Annotated in this window: 18 protein-coding genes; 13 read left to right on the forward strand and 5 right to left on the reverse strand. The window is 28.1% G+C overall.

Annotation, left to right across the window (positions count from 1 at the left end):
• Position 1 precedes the first annotated feature (1 nt).
• The gene (locus BMY86_RS00285; protein WP_091463504.1) at positions 2-2,368 is read left to right on the forward strand and encodes a GumC family protein; all 2,367 of its coding nucleotides are present in this window, start codon (positions 2-4) and stop codon (positions 2,366-2,368) included.
• Between the two features lie 108 nt (positions 2,369-2,476).
• Here BMY86_RS00285 and BMY86_RS00290 read toward each other — a convergent pair whose 3' ends face one another.
• The 5 genes from BMY86_RS00290 to BMY86_RS00310 form a co-directional block, all read right to left on the reverse strand.
• Positions 2,477-3,211: a tyrosine-protein phosphatase gene (locus BMY86_RS00290; RefSeq protein WP_091463508.1), complete on the reverse strand. Its 735-nt coding sequence runs from the start codon at positions 3,209-3,211 to the stop codon at positions 2,477-2,479.
• A 133-nt stretch (positions 3,212-3,344) separates the two neighbouring features.
• On the reverse strand, positions 3,345-3,746 hold the full coding sequence (locus BMY86_RS00295) for a DoxX family protein (protein ID WP_177177118.1): 402 nt from the start codon (positions 3,744-3,746) through the stop codon (positions 3,345-3,347).
• A 16-nt stretch (positions 3,747-3,762) separates the two neighbouring features.
• Positions 3,763-4,659 (reverse strand): pirin family protein, encoded by an 897-nt coding sequence (locus tag BMY86_RS00300; RefSeq protein WP_091463512.1) that lies wholly within the window; start codon positions 4,657-4,659, stop codon positions 3,763-3,765.
• A 21-nt stretch (positions 4,660-4,680) separates the two neighbouring features.
• Entirely contained in the window at positions 4,681-5,505 is an 825-nt protein-coding gene (locus BMY86_RS00305) for a pirin family protein (RefSeq protein WP_245745601.1), read from the reverse strand.
• Positions 5,506-5,709: 204 nt separating this feature from the next.
• A complete protein-coding gene (locus BMY86_RS00310) occupies positions 5,710-6,588 on the reverse strand; it encodes a pirin family protein (RefSeq protein ID WP_091463516.1) in 879 nt (292 codons plus the stop codon).
• A gap of 178 nt (positions 6,589-6,766) precedes the next feature.
• Here BMY86_RS00310 and BMY86_RS00315 point away from each other — a divergent pair, with 178 nt between their 5' ends.
• From BMY86_RS00315 to BMY86_RS00370, 12 genes are all read left to right on the forward strand, one after another.
• Positions 6,767-7,267, forward strand: a complete 501-nt coding sequence (locus tag BMY86_RS00315; protein ID WP_091463518.1) for a helix-turn-helix domain-containing protein — start codon at positions 6,767-6,769, stop codon at positions 7,265-7,267.
• Between the two features lie 148 nt (positions 7,268-7,415).
• Positions 7,416-8,273 carry an ABC transporter permease gene (locus BMY86_RS00320; RefSeq protein ID WP_091463520.1) on the forward strand — a complete coding sequence of 286 codons (858 nt, stop codon included), beginning with the start codon at positions 7,416-7,418 and terminating at the stop codon, positions 8,271-8,273.
• A gap of 245 nt (positions 8,274-8,518) precedes the next feature.
• Positions 8,519-8,875, forward strand: a complete 357-nt coding sequence (locus tag BMY86_RS00325) for a four helix bundle protein (protein ID WP_091463522.1) — start codon at positions 8,519-8,521, stop codon at positions 8,873-8,875.
• Positions 8,876-8,969: 94 nt separating this feature from the next.
• Positions 8,970-10,247 carry an ABC transporter ATP-binding protein gene (locus tag BMY86_RS13160; RefSeq protein ID WP_245745576.1) on the forward strand — a complete coding sequence of 426 codons (1,278 nt, stop codon included), beginning with the start codon at positions 8,970-8,972 and terminating at the stop codon, positions 10,245-10,247.
• Entirely contained in the window at positions 10,238-11,104 is an 867-nt protein-coding gene (locus BMY86_RS00335; protein WP_091463531.1) for a GT-D fold domain-containing glycosyltransferase, read from the forward strand. The genes BMY86_RS13160 and BMY86_RS00335 overlap by 10 nt, the downstream gene beginning before the upstream one ends.
• Positions 11,105-11,126: 22 nt before the next feature.
• Positions 11,127-12,035 carry a glycosyltransferase family 2 protein gene (locus BMY86_RS00340; protein WP_091463533.1) on the forward strand — a complete coding sequence of 303 codons (909 nt, stop codon included), beginning with the start codon at positions 11,127-11,129 and terminating at the stop codon, positions 12,033-12,035.
• A 13-nt stretch (positions 12,036-12,048) separates the two neighbouring features.
• A complete protein-coding gene (locus BMY86_RS00345) occupies positions 12,049-13,068 on the forward strand; it encodes an acyltransferase (RefSeq protein ID WP_091463534.1) in 1,020 nt (339 codons plus the stop codon).
• An 8-nt stretch (positions 13,069-13,076) separates the two neighbouring features.
• A complete protein-coding gene (locus BMY86_RS00350) occupies positions 13,077-14,333 on the forward strand; it encodes a glycosyltransferase family 4 protein (RefSeq protein ID WP_091463535.1) in 1,257 nt (418 codons plus the stop codon).
• Between the two features lie 11 nt (positions 14,334-14,344).
• Positions 14,345-15,172: a glycosyltransferase gene (locus BMY86_RS00355; protein ID WP_091463542.1), complete on the forward strand. Its 828-nt coding sequence runs from the start codon at positions 14,345-14,347 to the stop codon at positions 15,170-15,172.
• 82 nt (positions 15,173-15,254) lie between these two features.
• Positions 15,255-15,992, forward strand: coding sequence for a class I SAM-dependent methyltransferase (locus BMY86_RS00360; protein WP_091463543.1), 738 nt, complete (start codon positions 15,255-15,257; stop codon positions 15,990-15,992).
• Positions 15,993-16,090: 98 nt separating this feature from the next.
• Positions 16,091-17,134: an acyltransferase family protein gene (locus BMY86_RS00365; protein ID WP_091463546.1), complete on the forward strand. Its 1,044-nt coding sequence runs from the start codon at positions 16,091-16,093 to the stop codon at positions 17,132-17,134.
• Positions 17,135-18,067 carry a glycosyltransferase family 2 protein gene (locus BMY86_RS00370; protein ID WP_091463549.1) on the forward strand — a complete coding sequence of 311 codons (933 nt, stop codon included), beginning with the start codon at positions 17,135-17,137 and terminating at the stop codon, positions 18,065-18,067.
• The last annotated feature ends 8 nt before the right edge of the window (positions 18,068-18,075 follow it).

The following is an 18,075-nucleotide window of genomic DNA, read 5'->3' on the forward strand; positions in this document are numbered from 1 at the left end:
TATGCAAAATTATAGTCAAAATTTTGATGAAGATTTAAATCAAAACATCAATATTAGAGAACAAATTGAAAAATACTTAATACACTGGAAATGGTTTGTATTAGGGATTGTTTTGTCTCTTTTTTTTGCATTTCTATATTTGAGATATACGGTACCAATGTACAATGCTACGTCTACTATTTTAGTAAAAGACGATAGAAAAGGAGGTTTGGCTTCTGAACTTTCAGCTTTTTCCGATTTAGGTATGCTTAAAGGAGCTAAGAGTAATGTTGACAATGAAATTGAAGTTTTAAAATCTCGAAAACTTATAAAAAAGACACTTAGTGAATTAGGGTTTAATATTATTTATATCAACGAAGGAAGAATTAAAGACGGTGAAATTTATACTAATTGTCCCATTAAAATTTTATTTTATAATCAAGACACAAATTTTTTCAATGAGTTTCATCAATTTAGAGTAGTTTCTCAAACGGATAATACTTTCGAAGTTTATATAGGTTCCAAACTTTTTGGAACATTTAAATATGGTGAATCAATTAAATATTTAACGGGCAATTTTACGGTTGTAAAAGATAATGTAACCGCTAAAAATGCATTAAAAGATTTTTCTATTCGTGTTGAGGTATTGCCAATTGAAGCTTTAGCTGATAATTATAGAGGAAGATTAAAAGTACTTACAATAAGTAAAAATACGAGTGTTATTGAATTAAATTTTGTAGATCCAATTCATGTTAGAGCGAAAGATTTTCTTAATGCTTTAGTAAAAAATTATAATCAAGATGCTATTGAAGATAAAAACTTTATAGCAGAAAATACTTCTAAATTTATTGAACAAAGATTAAAGTTAATTTATGGTGAGTTAGAAGGTGTTGAAAAAGATGCTGAAAGCTTTAAAAAAACAAATCGAGTTACAGATATTACTTCAGAAGCAGGATTGTTTTTAGAAAATGCTAGTGAATTTGAAAAACGTGAAATTGAAACGGAAACACAGTTGAAAGTTGTCAATACTATGATTGATTATTTGAAAGCTAATAAAGTTGAGAATTTAATACCGGCTAATATCTTAACTTCAGATGTTGATGCTTCAGAGGTTATCAATCAATATAATAATTTAGTTTTAGAACGCAATAGATTATTAAAAACTGCAGGTGAGAAGAATGCTGTTGTTTTAGCTATTGATAAAAAAATTGCGTCACTTCGTTCGACTGTTTCAGCAAGTTTGCAACAATTAAAAGCTTCGTTACAAATTAAAAAGAACGATTTAGCCCGTCAAAATGCAATTGTTGAAGGTAGAATTTCTCAAATTCCAACGCAAGAAAAAGAATTTAGAATTATTGCCAGACAACAACAAGTTAAAGAAGCGTTGTATTTATATCTTTTAGAAAAAAGAGAAGAAACGGCTATTTCATTAGCGGTAACGGAACCCAATGCAAAAGTTATTGATGATGCTAATTCTACAAATAGCCCGGTTTCTCCAAATAGATCTGTAGTTTATTTGGTTGCATTGGTTTTAGGAGGTTTAATTCCATTTGGTATCATTTATTTAATTAATTTCTTCGATAATAAAGTAAAAACTCGATTAGATATTGAAAGAAATACATCCATTCCATTTATTGGTGATGTGCCTAAATCTGATAGTCCAAACGATATCATTCAAATTAATAGTCGAACCAATACAGCAGAAGCGATAAGAATTATTCGAACGAATTTAGAGTTTTTATTAAAAGACGTACAAGACGGACAGGCAAAAACAATTTTTGTAACGTCTACTTTTCCAAAAGAAGGAAAAACATTCGTGTCTGTTAATTTAGCTTCTACTATTGCTCTTTCAGATAAAAAAGTTTTATTAATTGGAATGGATATTCGAAATCCGAAAATTGATAATTATTTACAATTACCTCAAGTAGGACTAACAAATTATTTGTCTTCTAATAAATACAATTCAATAGATGAATTGATTATCAAAATTGATAATTATTCTAATTTTTATGTGTTACCAGCGGGTATAATTCCACCTAATCCTGCAGAATTATTAATGGATAAAAAAGTGGGTGTTTTATTTAACGAATTAAGATCAAAATTTGATTACATTATCGTTGATACAGCTCCAGTAAGTTTGGTAACGGATACTTTAATTGTCGGACATTTAGCAGATGCTTTTGTATACGTTACTCGTGCGAATTATTTAGATAAGCGAATGTTGAAATTACCGCAACAATTGTATAGCGAGTCGAAACTACCAAACATGTCAATTTTAATTAATGATACTGAATCTCAAAAAGGGTATGGTTACGGTTATGGCTACGGTTACGGTTACGGCGTTGAAGTAGAAGTAAAGCCTTGGTGGAAAAAGCTGCTTGGGAAATAAATTTCATTAAAAACTATTCAAGATTCATTTGATTCTACTTCATAAAAATCTCGACTCAAAGTGGAAACGAACTAAGTGTAGCTAATTGATGTTTTTATTTTGTGCTATTTACAAGAAAAATTGATTGTTTTCAATTGCAGTTTCAAAAGCTTTCGTTTCTTTAATTACAATTTTTCTTGAAAAAGATGAAATGTGTTGTTTGTGATGAATATCAGAACCAACATAATCTATAAATTCTGCTTTTAACAATTTATCAGAAATTTTAGCAACATCAGGTCCATAGTAGCCAACAGTTGATAATAAATTCAACTGAAATTTTAATCCCATTTTTTTAAGCTTTTCAAAATCTTTAAAACTATTATGGTAAAAAGTATAGCGTTCAGGATGTGCTAATACAGGTTGGTAGCCCGCTAATTGTAATTCAAATAAATATTCATGTAATTGAATAGGTGGATTTAAAAACGACATTTCCACTAAAACATAATTGTCTTTTAAGGTTAATAGCGGATTGTTTTTAAAATTCTCAATAAAATTTTCATCAATATAATATTCAGAAGCAGCTTGCAAATCTAGTTTTTGCGCTAATTCTGATAATTCATTTTCAACTTTATACTTAGCAGAGTTTATACTTTCTATAGTATTATTGAAAACGTTTGCCATTGTATGTGGCGATGTAATACATTTTTTAAATCCAAAACCTATCATCGATTCCAATAAAAACTGACTGTCTTTAAGGTTTTTAGCACCATCATCAATACCCGGTAATACATGTGAATGAATATCCACATAATTATTTGGTATTAATTCTGCTAAAGTTGGTTTCGATTTAAATAGGGAAAACATGTATTTATTTTTTTGCAAAGATAGCTTTTTTAGTGAATTGTGAATACTGAATAGTGAGTTGCGGTGGGTAAAAAAAATAGCCACACAAAAATTGTATGGCTGAGTGTATATCTATATTTTTTGCGTTTTTATTTTAATCCCATTTAGAATTAGTTGAGGCTGCATATTTTCCAGCTCCAGTAAAAAATAAAGCTAAACCACCAAAGAAATAAAGGCCTTGTAATTCCAATGACCAACCTCCAGTGTCACTTAATTTGAATATATCAGAAGCATGTGCCATTCCAACGGCAACAATCATTGTAAATGCAAATACTAAAGCTGCTAATCGGGTGCGATATCCTGCAATTATTAATAAAGGAGCAACAACTTCTCCAATATATACTGTATAGGCAAAAAATGAAGGAAGTCCTAAATCTTTAAACATACCACCTAAAAAGTCAACACCATGAGTAATTTTTGCTATACCGTGTAATAACATTAAAATACCCAAAGAAAGTCTGATAATTAATAATCCTAAATCGTTGTTTTTCATAATATTAAAAGGTTTTTGGTTACTTTTTGATTTTAAAAGCATTATTCTCTGGAGGAAGCAATACAAATTCTGTTTCACCAGGAACTTTTGGAAAGTTTTGATTTTGCCAATCCAATTTTGCTTTTTCTATTGTTTCTTTTGATGAAGATACAAAATTCCAATAAATAAATCGTTCTTCTGGAAATGCTTCACCACCGAAAATATATACTGTTGTGTTTTCACTTATTTCAAATTCACATAATTTACTGTCCTTTGCAATTAAAATTTGTTTTGGTTCAAAAACAGTTCCATCGCTTATAATACTACCTTCTAAAATGTATAAAGCGCTTTCACCATATAAATAGTCGCCAATTTTTAATTTTTGTTTGGTTTTCGATTTAATTTCTAAAAAATAAAGTGGACTATAAACAGGAACTGGCGATTTTTTGCCAAAAGCTTCACCTGCAATTAATTTTATTGAAACATTATCTTGATCCCATTGTGGTAAATCATCTTTTGCAACATGAGTAAAATTGGGTTCCATTTCTTCTAATTCTTTAGGAAGTGCTACCCAAATTTGCAAACCATGAAGCATTTTGTCAGAAGTTCTAAGATATTGAGGGGTTCTTTCAGAATGAACTATTCCTTTGCCTGCTGTCATCCAATTTACCGCACCAGGTTGAATTTCAATTTCTGTACCTAAGCTATCTTTATGTAAAATGCTTCCTTCAAACAAATAAGTAAGTGTTGAAAGTCCAATATGCGGATGAGGTGCTACATCTAAATTCTGAAAGTCTTTTAAATAAGTTGGCCCCATATGATCAATAAAGGCAAATGGTCCAACGGTTCTCTTTTCTCTAAAAGGTAATAATCTTCCAACCAAGAAATTGCCAATATTAGCAGCGCGTTCTTCTATAATTAATTGTACATTAGACATGATTTTTATTTTATTATTAGATTAATCTTCTAAAAATCCGAATTTACCATCATTAAAATCTTTTATTGCTTGACGGATTTCTTCTTCAGTATTCATAACAAATGGACCATATGAAACATAAGGTTCATTTAAAGGTTCGCCACTTAAAACAACTAAGATTGTTTTTTTGGTTGTCTTAATTTGAATTTCACCTTCGTCATTTGCTAATTGAACATAATGGTTTTCAGGGGCTTTTTTTCCATTAATTTCTATATCTCCATCTACAACTAAAATACCTGAATTATAATTTGATGGTAATGTAAATGAAAAGTTAGCATCTTTTTCTAGATGAATATCATACATATGAATAGGTGAAAAGGTTGAAGCTATTCCTTTTGTTCCCATATATTCACCAGCTATTACATGAACAACTCCTGTGTTGTTAGGTAAAATGACTTTTGGTTTTTCTGTATGAAGTATACTCTGGTATTTAGCTGGAGTCATTTTGTGTTTAGCGGGTAAATTAATCCAAAGTTGCATCATTTCGAATGCTCCACCTGTTCTGTTAAACGTTTGCTCATGATATTCTTTATGAAGGACACCGCCACCAGCTGTCATCCATTGAATGTCGCCAGGATTGATTATACCATGATTTCCTTTACTGTCATGATGTTCAACAGAACCTTTATAGGCAAAAGTTATTGTTTCAATACCACGATGAGGATGAACACCAACACCTTGTGCTAATTCGGATGGAGGGAAATTCACTTCGGCATTAAAATCTAATAAGAAAAAAGGACTCATACGTTCTTCAAAACCTTTTCCATTCGGGAAATAGTTCATCACCTTAAATCCATTTCCAACCATGTGCGTATTGGTAGGCGATAAAATACCTTCTATTGGTCGCAATCCATTAGTTGCTTTTTTCTGAGCATTTTCTTTTTCATCAGAAGAAAACGATTTGTTTACTCCAAGAAACAAAGCTGAAATTCCTGCTAGTAAGCCACCTTTTAAAAATTCACTTCTATTCATGATTTTTTTATTTTGATTTACAATTTACGATTTTTCAAATTAGTCTTCAAGAAATCCAAATTTTCCATTATTGAAATCTTCAATTGCTTGAATAATTTCTTCTCGAGTATTCATCACAAAAGGACCATGAGGAAAAATAGGCTCATTTATTGGTTCTCCGCTTAATACCAAAACAATTGCATCTTCTAATGCTTCAATGGTGAAATTTTCGCCTTTATTTTCGAATAAAACAAAATGATCTAACGGTACAACTTCTATGTCATTTACCTTAATGCTTCCTTCAATAACCAATAATGCTGTATTGTATTTTGCTGGGAATGAGAAATCTGCCTTTCCGCCTTTATTTAATTTTGCATTATGCATATTCACGGGTGTGAATGTTGAAGCAGGTCCTTTAATGTCTTTATAATTTCCGGCAATGACTTCAATGTATCCGGCATTATTTGGAAGTTCATAACGACCCATTTCGTCATTAGAAATCGCTTGATATTTTGGATTCGACATTTTATCTTTTGCAGGTAAATTTACCCAAAGTTGTACCATTTGAAATACGCCACCTGTTTTACTAAAATTTTCTTCATGGTATTCTTTGTGTAAAACTCCGGATGCTGCTGTCATCCATTGAACATCACCTTCACCAATAATTCCGCCACCACCAGCACTGTCATGATGGGCAACTTTTCCTTTATAGGCAATTGTTACAGTTTCAAAACCTCTGTGAGGATGCACGCCAACACCTCTTGGAATTTCAGATGGGGAAAAATGATATTTAGAATTATAATCTAACATGATAAACGGACTCATTCGTTCCATATCCAAACGAAAACCACTTGGAATAAAATTATGTACTCTAAAACCATCACCTACAAAATGAGGTGTTCTAGGTTCGGCTATTAATTCGATATTTTTTGTTGTCATGATGTTATTCTTTTATTTTGATATACAAAGTTACCACATAGTAAATTGGATATCGCTTAATGTAGATTAAGAAGTATTTTGAATTTACAATTTTTGTTATGTGATTTTTTTTATGAAGAAATTTTGAAATCACATTGTTTGTGATTTTATTTGTAATTAAAAATGTAAATCACAAAAAATGAAAACGTGTAAGTATTTTGGAATAAGTCAACTTGATTTAGCCAAGTTGTTAAAAGTTACGAAATCTCAAATAGGTATGTTTGAGATAGGCAAGCGAAGTTTACCTGTTGATGCGATGAATACATTGGCTGAAATATTAAAGTATTTTAAAGATCATTCAACTAGTTCGAAACGAATTATTACTAATTTGAAAACACAAGAAATTCAGAAAAAAATTGAGCTTGAAAAAGCGCTAAAGGAAAACAAATACAAACAATTACTTCTAGAAAGAAAAATGAAACAGGTTGAAAAAAAACAGCAATATAATATGGCTACAATGTGTTTCGTTGATTATTTAGAACAAAAGAATATTGAAATAGATTTAGCAAAACAATTAGAGAAAAAAGCAACATTAGAATTAAGTAAAAATGGAATGTCGAAATTAACCCAATATGAAATTGAAATTATCGGCTTACAAGCTATGGAAAAAGCCATTTTAGAATTTTTGAATGAAAAATGAATTTAAGGCTATTTTATTTGCAACTTCTTTAAAATAGTCTAATTTTGAAGATTGGTTAAAGTCTTTGTTTTTGTGTGTAAAAGACATATATTACAAAACTTTTATTAGGCAATTAATTTGCTGCAAAATCGGAATTAAAAAACTATAAATGAAAGAAAAACTAATAAATACTTCTGAATGGGATACTGTTATAGAATCCAAACATTCTCTTTTTGATATTAATTTTAAAGAGTTGTGGCATTATAGAGATTTATTAGTGTTGTTTGTAAAAAGAGATTTTGTAACGGTTTATAAACAGACCATTTTAGGTCCACTTTGGTTTTTCATTCAGCCCTTATTAACAACCATAACTTTTACTGTAATTTTTGGAAATGTAGCTCAACTTTCAACTGATGGTGCGCCAAAATTAATTTTTTACATGGCCGGAATTACCTTATGGAATTATTTTTCCACTTGTTTAACAACGGTTTCAGGGGTTTTTAATGCCAATGCTGGAATATTTGGCAAGGTATATTTTCCAAGATTAATAATGCCGTTAACAATTGTGATTTCCAATTTGATGAAATTTGGAGTGCAATTTTTATTATTTATTTGTTTTGTTGTTTATTATTCAATGAACAATCAGATTACTCCAAATAGTTGGATGTTATTAACGCCAATTATTATCATATTAATGGCGTTAATTTCAATGGGAATTGGACTTATTTTGTCTTCGATGACCACAAAATATAAAGATTTGAATCAATTAATAAGTTTTGGAATTCAATTATTTATGTATGCTACACCAGTAATTTATCCAAGTTCATCAGTTCCAGAAAATTTCAAATGGGTTTTAGATTGGAACCCTTTGGTAGCCTTGTTTGATTACATGCGTTTTGCTTATATGGGAATAGGAACTTTTAATATGTACGATTTATTATATCCAACAATTTTCTCAATTGTCATTTTGATGATTGGAATTTTAGTGTTTAATAAAACACAAAAAACGTTTATGGATACGGTGTAGTGAAACGTGAAACGGTATTCGTGAAACGTGAATAGTGAAACGTGAATAGTGAAACGATATTCGTGAAACGTGAAATGGTGTTTTGTGAAGCGTGAATAGTGAAACGATATTCGTGAAATGTGAAATGGTGTTTGTAAAACGTGAATAGTGAAACGATATTCGTGAAACTTGAATAAAGAAAACTGAATCGGAATTGTGAAATAATATTTCGAAACTAGATTCAAATTATAAAAAAGTAGAGGTTAATGGAACATAAAAATCTAGATGTTTGGAAAAAGAGTATGGATTTAGTAGAATCAATTTACAAAATGACACAAACTTTTCCTGAATCTGAAAAGTTTGGTTTGATAAATCAAATGCGTAGAGCTGCTGTTTCAATTCCCTCAAATATTGCTGAAGGTTCAGCTAGAAAAGGAGATAAAGAACTAATTCAGTTTTTGTATATTGCACTAGGTTCAATCGCAGAATTGGAAACACAATACATGATTGCTGTTAGATTACAGTTTGTTAATAAAGATGAAGAAATGGAGGAGATGATTTTAAACGTGAAGAAAATGTTACTCGGATTTAAAAATTATGTGGGTAAGAAAATTGAGTCTTGAAAAGTAAACTAGTCGAAAAATATTTGTGAAAAGTGAAACAAAATTTCAAATTTCGATTCACTAAATCCGATTCACTAAATCCGAAACAAAAAGAATGAGTAAAGTAGTTATAAAAGCGGAAAATATATCTAAACAATATCGTTTAGGACTTGTAGGAACAGGTACTGTTAAAGACGATATGAAGAGATTGTGGTATAAATTACGCGGTCAAGAAGATCCTTTTTTGAAAGTTGGTGAAGCTAATGACAGAAGTAAAAAAGGAGATAGTGATTATGTTTGGTCATTAAAAGATATCAATTTTGAGATTAACCAAGGTGATTCTGTTGGTATCATTGGTAGAAATGGTGCAGGTAAATCTACTTTATTAAAAATATTAAGTCAAGTTACACAACCCACAACAGGTAAAATTTATACTAAAGGTAGAATTGCTTCTTTGTTAGAAGTTGGTACGGGTTTCCATCCAGAATTAACTGGTAGAGAAAATATATTTTTAAACGGTGCCATTTTAGGTATGCGTAAGCATGAAATCACTCGAAAGTTAGACGAAATTATTGCCTTTTCTGGAGTGGAACGTTATATTGATACTCCAGTAAAACGTTATTCTTCAGGAATGTATGTGCGATTAGCCTTTGCTGTTGCGGCACATTTAGAATCAGAAATATTAATTGTTGATGAAGTTTTAGCTGTTGGTGATGCCGACTTTCAAAAGAAATGTTTAGGTAAAATGAACGATGTAAGCAAAGGTGAAGGAAGAACTATTTTGTTTGTGAGTCATAATATGTCAGCGGTTAAAAACTTGTGTAACAAAGGGATTGTTTTGGATAAGGGTTCTACTTTATTTAGTGGAGATGTGAATAAGTCATTAGAGTTTTATTTGTCTAGTCTAAATAATTCTTTCTTTGAAAATCCTAAAATTAATGTTGATATTAAAGAATCTAAAGGGCCTAAAATTTTAAAATGCGAAATAAAAAGTGGAGTAAACAATAACTTATCTAGTTTTTATGATGCTGGAGATTTTTTGCAAGTAAGTTTGTCTATAAAACCAGATATGAATGAAACCAGAGAATATTCAGTTGTTTGGTTTATTTATAATCTCGCAGATGAAGAAGTTGCAGTTTGTTCAAGTTGGAAAATGAATAATAAGAGTTTTAATTCTTTAGATACAGAGATAAAATTTAAAATTGATACGTTAGGATTGTTAACTGGAGAATATTATCTCCGCTTTGTATTACATGTTCCAGGCGATGTTAATTTTGAAGATTGGAATAATGCAATTAATTTCAAAATAGTTCAACACGATATAAATAAAACGGGGTTCGAGTATACATCAATTTGGAATCCAAAAACTTTTTTGAAAACAGAATGGTTATAAAGAAATATATAAAAAAAATTCTAGTAAAATTAAAAATTATTAGACCTAAAAAGACCTGGCATATTGTATCGGAAAGTGAAAAGAAATCACTAAAAAATAAGGTAAAATTAGTTAAGGCAAAAAATACATTAGAAGAAATTAAGCAAACTATTGAACAAAAAAGAAAAGGTGCTTATTTAAGGTTTGGAGATGGAGATGTTTATTTGTTATTAGGCTTAAATGATTTACTTCAAAAAAGTGACAAAAAGCTTTCATCTGAAATGAAGGAAACTTTTAATTTGAATATTGGAGTTCTTCATAAAGCATTAGCTATTAACTCAAATTTTTTTGGGTTTGAGCCCGGAATGGTCGAAAATATGCATCTGGTTTCTGATAATGACGCTTTGAAATATTATTGGGCAACAAAAAAATATTTTAAAGATAAAAATGTTTACAGTCCAGTAGCTTTACATTATACAGCTGCTTTTGATGAAGATTTTTGTGTAGATTTTCTGAAGTTTTTGAAGAAATCAAATCCCATTTTCGTTGGGAATGAATTTATAAAGCCAGATTTAGTAAACACTTTATTTGGAAGTACGCACATTAAAACACCATCAAGAGATGCTTATAGCAACATTGATGTAATTGAGAAAGATTTAATTGAAGCCTTAAATCACGATAAGGAAAATTTTCGTGTTGTAGTGGTTGCAATGGGTTGTTCAGGAAGGATACTTCAAAAGAGAATTCTTAAAAAAGGGTATAACGTTTATTTATTCGATTTTGGAAGTTTATTAGATGCTTTTAATGGAGAAAACTCTAGATTGTGGATAGATATAGTTGGTAGTGACAAGTTAATCCAAATGTTAAACAATATCTAAGTTGATATAAAATTTTAGAAAATTGAAAGTAATTACAGTTATAGTAACTTATAATGGAACTAGATGGATTGAGAAGTGTTTACAAAACATTGTTAATCAATGTGAAGTAATTGTGGTAGATAATAATTCAACAGATAATACAGTTGAGTTAATCACAAAAAAATTTCCTCAAGTTCAAATTCTCCTTCAAGATAAAAATTGGGGCTTCGGTGTAGCTAATAATATTGGTATTTCTCATGCATTAAAACTTGGTGCTGATGCTGTGTTTTTATTAAATCAAGATGCATACGCCCAAGAAAAATGTATTGAAAATCTAATAACTGTTTGTGAAAAAAATCCTGAATATGGAATAATTTCACCTGTTCATTTAAATGGAGATGGAACAGCACTAGATTATACATTTCAAAAAATAACATATATGTCAAATATAATTTCTGACTTAATTTTTAAAAATGAATCAGATTTGATGTATGAAAATACTTTTGTTAATGCAGCTGCTTGGCTACTGCCCAAAAAGACTTTACTTACTGTAGGTGGATTTGATCCTCTGTTTTTTTTATATGGTGAAGATGATAATTATTGTCAAAGGGTTTTATATCATGGTTTAAAAATTGGAATAACAACAAAATCTGTGATATTTCACGATAGTAAAAATGATAATTATCAAGGAGGAACAATAGGAAGCGATAAATATTATAGACAATTTATTAATGGGCTTAATGTCGTTTATGCCGATGTTAACAAACAAATGTCTAATAAAATTTACAGACTCAAATTGCACATGATTAAGAAAATATTAATTAATATTTTACAATTAAAATTTAAAGATGTGTCAATCTTAATAAAGAAAATAAAATTAATAGATTCTAAAGCAATAAAAAATAGTGTGGTTATAAATAGCAAACCGCATCATAATTATTTAGAGTTTTAAGCCATTTTTAAGAATGATTAAATCAAAAAATGATTCTAGGAATAATTATGGCATTTCTCTTTTAAGAGTTTTAGCCACTTTATCAGTTATTTTCATTCATGTTTCCGCACCAATTGTTGTTGAATTTGGGAAAATTTCAAATTTTAATTGGAATGTAGCGAACTTTTATGATAGTATCAGTCGATATGCTGTTCCTGTTTTTTTTATGATTAGTGGTTCTTTGTTATTAGGTAAAGAATTCGAGATTAAAGATTTCTTGAAAAAAAGATTAGGAAAAATAATTCCACCTTTTTTATTTTGGTCTTTACTTTATTGCTTAACAAATAGATATATTTTTAATCATAAAACATTCAATATTTCTAAGATTGTAAGAGATGTTTTTTACGGAAGTGAATATCATTTGTGGTTTGTATTTGCTTTAATTGGCGTCTATTTAATTGCTCCTATTTTTCAAAAATGGATTCATTTTTCTAAACAAAATGATATTAAATACTTTTTAATTATTTGGATATTAACCCTTTTTCTAACCATTCCAGGTGTAGCAATTTATTTTCCGAAAATAGATTTCACCTATTTTTCTGGATTTATAGGATATTTCATTTTAGGTTATTATTTGAAAATTTATGTTAAATGCCAAAATTGGTTTTCTTTTTTGTTAATTCTAATTGGACTTTCGGTTACCATTTTTGGAACTTATTTTATGACTAACAAAAACAATGAGTTCTACTATTATTTTTATGAGTATTTAAGTCTAAATACTTTAATGGTTTGTATTGGTATTTTTATGATTTTTAAAAAAATTGATAATATTAATGATAAATTTAAACCCATAATTTCGAAATTAAATGATTGTAGTTTTGGGATTTATCTTATTCATCCTTTGGTACTTAGTGTTTTTACAATTTTTGGTTTTAATAACTATTTTGTAAATCCAATAATTGATATTTTAATTGTGTCGTTAGCTTGTTTTTCTGTTAGCTTTATTGTGATTTATTTCATAAAAAAAATAAAAAACGGAAATCTAATTGCTTAAAATTAATCATGAAGATTCAGGAAAATAGAAAAACCAAAAAGACAATTGTTTTTAAGATTAATGAGTTTCCTCATGTATCTGAAACATTTATTATTGCACAAATAATAATGGCTATACAGCTTAATTATGAAGTAAAGATTTTGGTTTCTAAGGTATTAGATTTTAAGAAAAATTTGCAAGAAGAATTAATTTTAAAGCATAAATTAAATGAATTAATTATTGTTGAAGATGTAAAAAATCCTAAAAATAAAATAATTAGATTTTTAAAAATTTTCTATCTATTTGCCTTAAACATAAGTAGTGTAAAAGATATTCTTAATTTTTATAAATTTCAAAAAGAAAAAAGTGTTAGTTGGATTTTTTATTGGGATTTCTATCAGCAATTTAATAATGTGAACACTATTTTTCATATTCAATATGGTAATAATAAGTTCCCAATTGATGTATTAAAAGCAAAATGTAATTTTAAAGCAAAAGTAATTACTACTTTTCATGGTCATGATGCATTTTTTCCATTGAATGGTTATATTCCTAACAATGGTTATTATAATTTATTGTTTGAAAGTGCTAATATAATCACAGCAAATACAAAATATTTAGGAGATAAAATTGAAGAATTAGGTTGTTCAGTAAATAAATTGAAACTTGTTCCAGTAGGAGTTGATACAGATTATTTTAATCCATCAAATAAGGAGCAATATAAAAATCCTATTTTAAAATTAATTAATGTAGGAAGATTGGATCCAGTAAAAGGACAGAAATATCTTATTGAAATCGTTAATCAAATTATTAAAAATGATGTTAAAGTTCATTTAGATATTGTTGGTGAAGGTGAAGAAAGAAGCAACTTAGAACAATTAATTCAACAATATAATTTGTCGGATAGTATTAAACTTGTTGGAAAAAAGACACAGTCTGAAATAAAAGAAATGTATTTAAATTCAGATTTATATATTTTTGTCGCCGTTCCTTTACCAGATGGGAGAAGAGAAACACAAGGTTTAGCAACTTTAGAAGCTCAAGCTTGTGGTCTTCCGGTAATTGCATATAATTCAGGTGGTGTTAAATACACGATAAAAGAAAATGAAACCGGATTTTTATTCGATGAATTTGAAATAGATAAAGTCGTAAACAAGCTTTTGTTTTTAAATCAAAACAGAACTATAATTCAGGAAATGAGTCATAATTGTCATAAATTTGTTGCTGATAATTTTAGTCAAAATGTTATCAAAGAAAAATGGTCAATCATTTATTCTAATTTATAAATCAAGTTAATATGAATTTTGTTTCCATTATCATCACTTGTTATAACGATGCACTATATATTGAGCAAGCTATTGATTCTGCTTTAAATCAAACTTACCTTAATAAAGAAGTTATTGTTGTAGATGATGGTTCTAATAAAGAAACTAAGGATGTTTTAAAAAAGCTTGAACCTAAAATTTCTAAGTTAATAACACAAGAAAATAAAGGTCAAAGCACAGCGCGAAATGTTGGAATAAATGAAGCTAAAGGAAACTATATTTTAATTTTAGATAGTGATGATTTTTTTGAACCTACATTTTGTGAAAAAGCGATTGCCATTTTTTCAGAAAACAATGATGTCAAATTAGTTACTTGTGATGCAAATTTGCTTTATATCAATGGAACTACTGATGTTTATAGACCAATAGGTGGTACAATCTCAAATTTCATGTATGCTAATGCCGCATTAGGTACCTCTTTGTTTAAAAAAGAAGATTGGGAACGAATTGGTGGTTATGATGAAAGCATGAGAAAAGGTTTTGAAGATTGGGAATATTTTATCCGACTTTTGAAAAATGATGGAATTTGTCATGTAATTCCAGAAGTCTTATATTCATATAGGAAGAGGAATGATTCTACAACAAGTAAAGCTAATAGCATTAAATATGATTTACTTAATTATATTTACATAAAACACAAAGAAATTTACATTGCTGATTTTGATAACTTTGTGAGTAAAATGTTGGAAAGAATTAAAATTGAAGAAAAAGAAAAAATAAAGAATTTTAAAAAATCGGAAAATAAATTTTTAAATTTTTTAAAAAAAATAAAATTACAATTTAAAAATTTGAAAAACTAAATTCCTAAATAATAGCAATTAAAATGAAATTTTAATTTCAAAATTGATGGTACCAATCTGTAATAAAAAATAATAATTTAAAATGATAAAAAAAATTAAGTATTTATTAAGCTTTTCACCGTATGGTTTATATGAACTTTTTAGAGATAAGAAAAGAGCCCAAAAAAGTATAAAAAATCAAAAAACAATAATTGATAATTATGTAAAGAATCATGATGTGCGAAAATTACAAATAGGTACTGGAAGCAATATACTAAAAGGCTGGTTGAATACTGACTTAAATGATTCTAATGAAATTGCATATCTTGATGCAGGTGCTAAATTTCCCTTAGAATCTGATTCTTTTGATTATGTTTATTCTGAACATCTTTTCGAGCATTTAAAAGTGGAACAGCAGGTCAATATGCTGCAAGAAAGTTATAGGATTCTAAAAAAAGGGGGAGTGATGCGAATTGCTACTCCAACTTTGGATTTTTTATTCAAATTATACAATAATCCAGAAAAACCTGAAAGCAAAGACTATGTAGAGTATTATATAAATCATTTTCCTCAGTTTAAAAAAGTAAATGAATTAGTAATTGATAAAGATGAACATTATAATTATGTTATAAATAATTTTTTTAAAGCATGGGGACATCAAGTGATTCATAATTTCTCTAGTATTAGTAAATTGGCACTACAATGTAATTATACACAAGTTAAACAAACTAAAGTAGGTGAAAGTGATATTGCATGTTTTCAAAATATTGAAAAACATGGTACAATAATACCTGAAAGAATAAATGAATTTGAAACGATGGTGGTAGAAATTATAAAATAATAAAGTTCTTTTCCCAAAATTTAAATTAGAGGATATTATATAAATTGATCTCTAATTTTTTATAAAAATATTTTAATATTATACATTAGAAACGCTTAATGAAGAACTATATAATAGGATTAAATGGAATTAGAGCAATTGCAGTTTTTTTTGTCATTATATCACATAGATTTCCAGAAAATCATATTTTACATTCATTTCCATTAGGAAAATATGGTGTTGATATTTTTTTTGTATTAAGTGGTTTTCTGATTTCAAGAGGTCTTTTTTTTCAAATAAATTTAAAGAAAAATGATCTCAATTCAAAAGTTAAAATTTTAAAGAACTTTTTTATAAATAGGTCTTTAAGAATATTTCCCATTTATTATTTACTACTGTTGTTTTTGTATTTAACAAAAGGAATAATTGGTAACAGTTTTAAAGAAAATGTTTCATGGTATCTTCTTTATGGAGCAAATTATCTAAACTATTTACAGAATAAATGGTTTGGCCCCTTATCTCATTTGTGGTCATTATCTGTCGAGGAACAATTTTATATCTTATTTCCACTTTTATTGGTTTTTGTTTTCAGAAAAAGAATTTTACTTTTTTTGATATTATTAATAATTATAGGAACATTTTATCCTTTTTTTATTGATGGAATTGGAGGTGTTCTTACTTTAAGTTGTGTTAATGCATTCGGAATTGGAGGTTTATTCGCTTACATAGAAGTGTACAAAAAAACACATGTTTTTAGTTTTTATAAATGGACTCTCTTTTTAAGTATTCCGATTTTGTTTTTAATAATTGTACATAATTTATACATAACGATTCCCTTTTTTCCAGAAAGGTTAGCAATTTCTGTTATAGCAATACATATAATTGCTTTATGTTACCTAAAACCAAATTCTTTTGTAGTTAATAAAATATTTAATAATAAGTTTTTAAATTTTGTTGGTGTTATTAGTTATGGCGTTTATTTGTATCATAATATTGTTCCAAAATATTGGAATTTTATTTTGACAAAACTTAATATTTGTTCCGTAAACACACAATTTTCATATATTGAGTTTTTATTCCAAACAACATTTATTATTGGTTTGAGTTATTTATCATGGATTATAATTGAAAAACCAATTTTGAAATTAAAAAAATACAATTAAATGAGTGAAAGGAAACTAGTTTCAATTATAATGGCTACTTACAATAGAGAGCGCTTTATTGTAGAAACTTTGCAATCAATTCAAGCTCAAACTTATGAAGATTGGGAATGTATTATTGTTGACGATGGTGGAACTGATAATACACAAGAAGTTATCGCACCTATACTTGAAAAGGATGCTCGATTTCAATATTTAAAACGTCCTGATACTTATTTGAAAGGATTACCTGGCTCTAGGAATTATGGATTAGATATTGCAAAAGGAGATTATATCATTTTCTTTGATGATGACGATATTGTACATCCTCAAAATTTAGAGTTAACTGTTTTAGAATTGTCTAAAAATAACGTTTCTTTTTGTAGATATATTAGAGATGGTTTTTATGATAATTTCAATTATGATTTTGATTTTTCTAAAAATTACAACAGTTTTTTTATTGACAAAAACGATGTTTTTAAACTTTTGAATCAAGATTTGCCTTTTAATTCTTGTCAAATTTTATGGAAAAAAGAATGTTTTGAAGAAAACAAATATACCGAGCATTTATTACACGCTGAAGAATGGGAATTATATTCTAGAATTTTATCTACTGGAATAAGAGGTATTTCAATAGAGAAAACTTTGTTTTTTGCCCGAAGACATAGTCATTCAATGACAGGTCAATATTTTAGATTAGATCCTAAAAGAACTAAGTCAAATGTTGATGCTATATTATTAGTAATTCAAAATTTGCAACAAAAAGGTTTAATTACAAATGATTTATTGAGATATTTCATTCAAATATCTTTAGATTATAAAGAATATAATTTATTTGAAAGTATATTAAATACAGCCAAATTATCTTTTTTAAGTCAAATTAAATGGAAAATATTTTATACTTTTTTACCCTTAAGATTATATCTTTACGGCATTAAGAAAAAAATTGTTTCGTGAAACATCCA

It is taken from the genome of Flavobacterium urocaniciphilum (assembly GCF_900110615.1).
GTDB lineage: Bacteria > Bacteroidota > Bacteroidia > Flavobacteriales > Flavobacteriaceae > Flavobacterium > Flavobacterium urocaniciphilum.

Excerpts from the sequence above, each read along its gene's own strand:
- BMY86_RS00285 (WP_091463504.1), top strand. The coding sequence starts at position 2 with ATGCAAAATTATAGTCAAAATTTTGATGAAGATTTAAATCAAAACATC.
- BMY86_RS00290 (WP_091463508.1), bottom strand. The coding sequence starts at position 3,211 with ATGTTTTCCCTATTTAAATCGAAACCAACTTTAGCAGAATTAATACCA.
- BMY86_RS00300 (WP_091463512.1), bottom strand. The coding sequence starts at position 4,659 with ATGTCTAATGTACAATTAATTATAGAAGAACGCGCTGCTAATATTGGC.
- BMY86_RS00305 (WP_245745601.1), bottom strand. The coding sequence starts at position 5,505 with ATGGTTGGAAATGGATTTAAGGTGATGAACTATTTCCCGAATGGAAAA.
- BMY86_RS00310 (WP_091463516.1), bottom strand. The coding sequence starts at position 6,588 with ATGACAACAAAAAATATCGAATTAATAGCCGAACCTAGAACACCTCAT.
- BMY86_RS00315 (WP_091463518.1), top strand. The coding sequence starts at position 6,767 with ATGAAAACGTGTAAGTATTTTGGAATAAGTCAACTTGATTTAGCCAAG.
- BMY86_RS00320 (WP_091463520.1), top strand. The coding sequence starts at position 7,416 with ATGAAAGAAAAACTAATAAATACTTCTGAATGGGATACTGTTATAGAA.
- BMY86_RS00325 (WP_091463522.1), top strand. The coding sequence starts at position 8,519 with ATGGAACATAAAAATCTAGATGTTTGGAAAAAGAGTATGGATTTAGTA.
- BMY86_RS13160 (WP_245745576.1), top strand. The coding sequence starts at position 8,970 with ATGAGTAAAGTAGTTATAAAAGCGGAAAATATATCTAAACAATATCGT.
- BMY86_RS00335 (WP_091463531.1), top strand. The coding sequence starts at position 10,238 with ATGGTTATAAAGAAATATATAAAAAAAATTCTAGTAAAATTAAAAATT.
- BMY86_RS00345 (WP_091463534.1), top strand. The coding sequence starts at position 12,049 with ATGATTAAATCAAAAAATGATTCTAGGAATAATTATGGCATTTCTCTT.
- BMY86_RS00350 (WP_091463535.1), top strand. The coding sequence starts at position 13,077 with ATGAAGATTCAGGAAAATAGAAAAACCAAAAAGACAATTGTTTTTAAG.
- BMY86_RS00355 (WP_091463542.1), top strand. The coding sequence starts at position 14,345 with ATGAATTTTGTTTCCATTATCATCACTTGTTATAACGATGCACTATAT.
- BMY86_RS00360 (WP_091463543.1), top strand. The coding sequence starts at position 15,255 with ATGATAAAAAAAATTAAGTATTTATTAAGCTTTTCACCGTATGGTTTA.
- BMY86_RS00365 (WP_091463546.1), top strand. The coding sequence starts at position 16,091 with ATGAAGAACTATATAATAGGATTAAATGGAATTAGAGCAATTGCAGTT.
- BMY86_RS00370 (WP_091463549.1), top strand. The coding sequence starts at position 17,135 with ATGAGTGAAAGGAAACTAGTTTCAATTATAATGGCTACTTACAATAGA.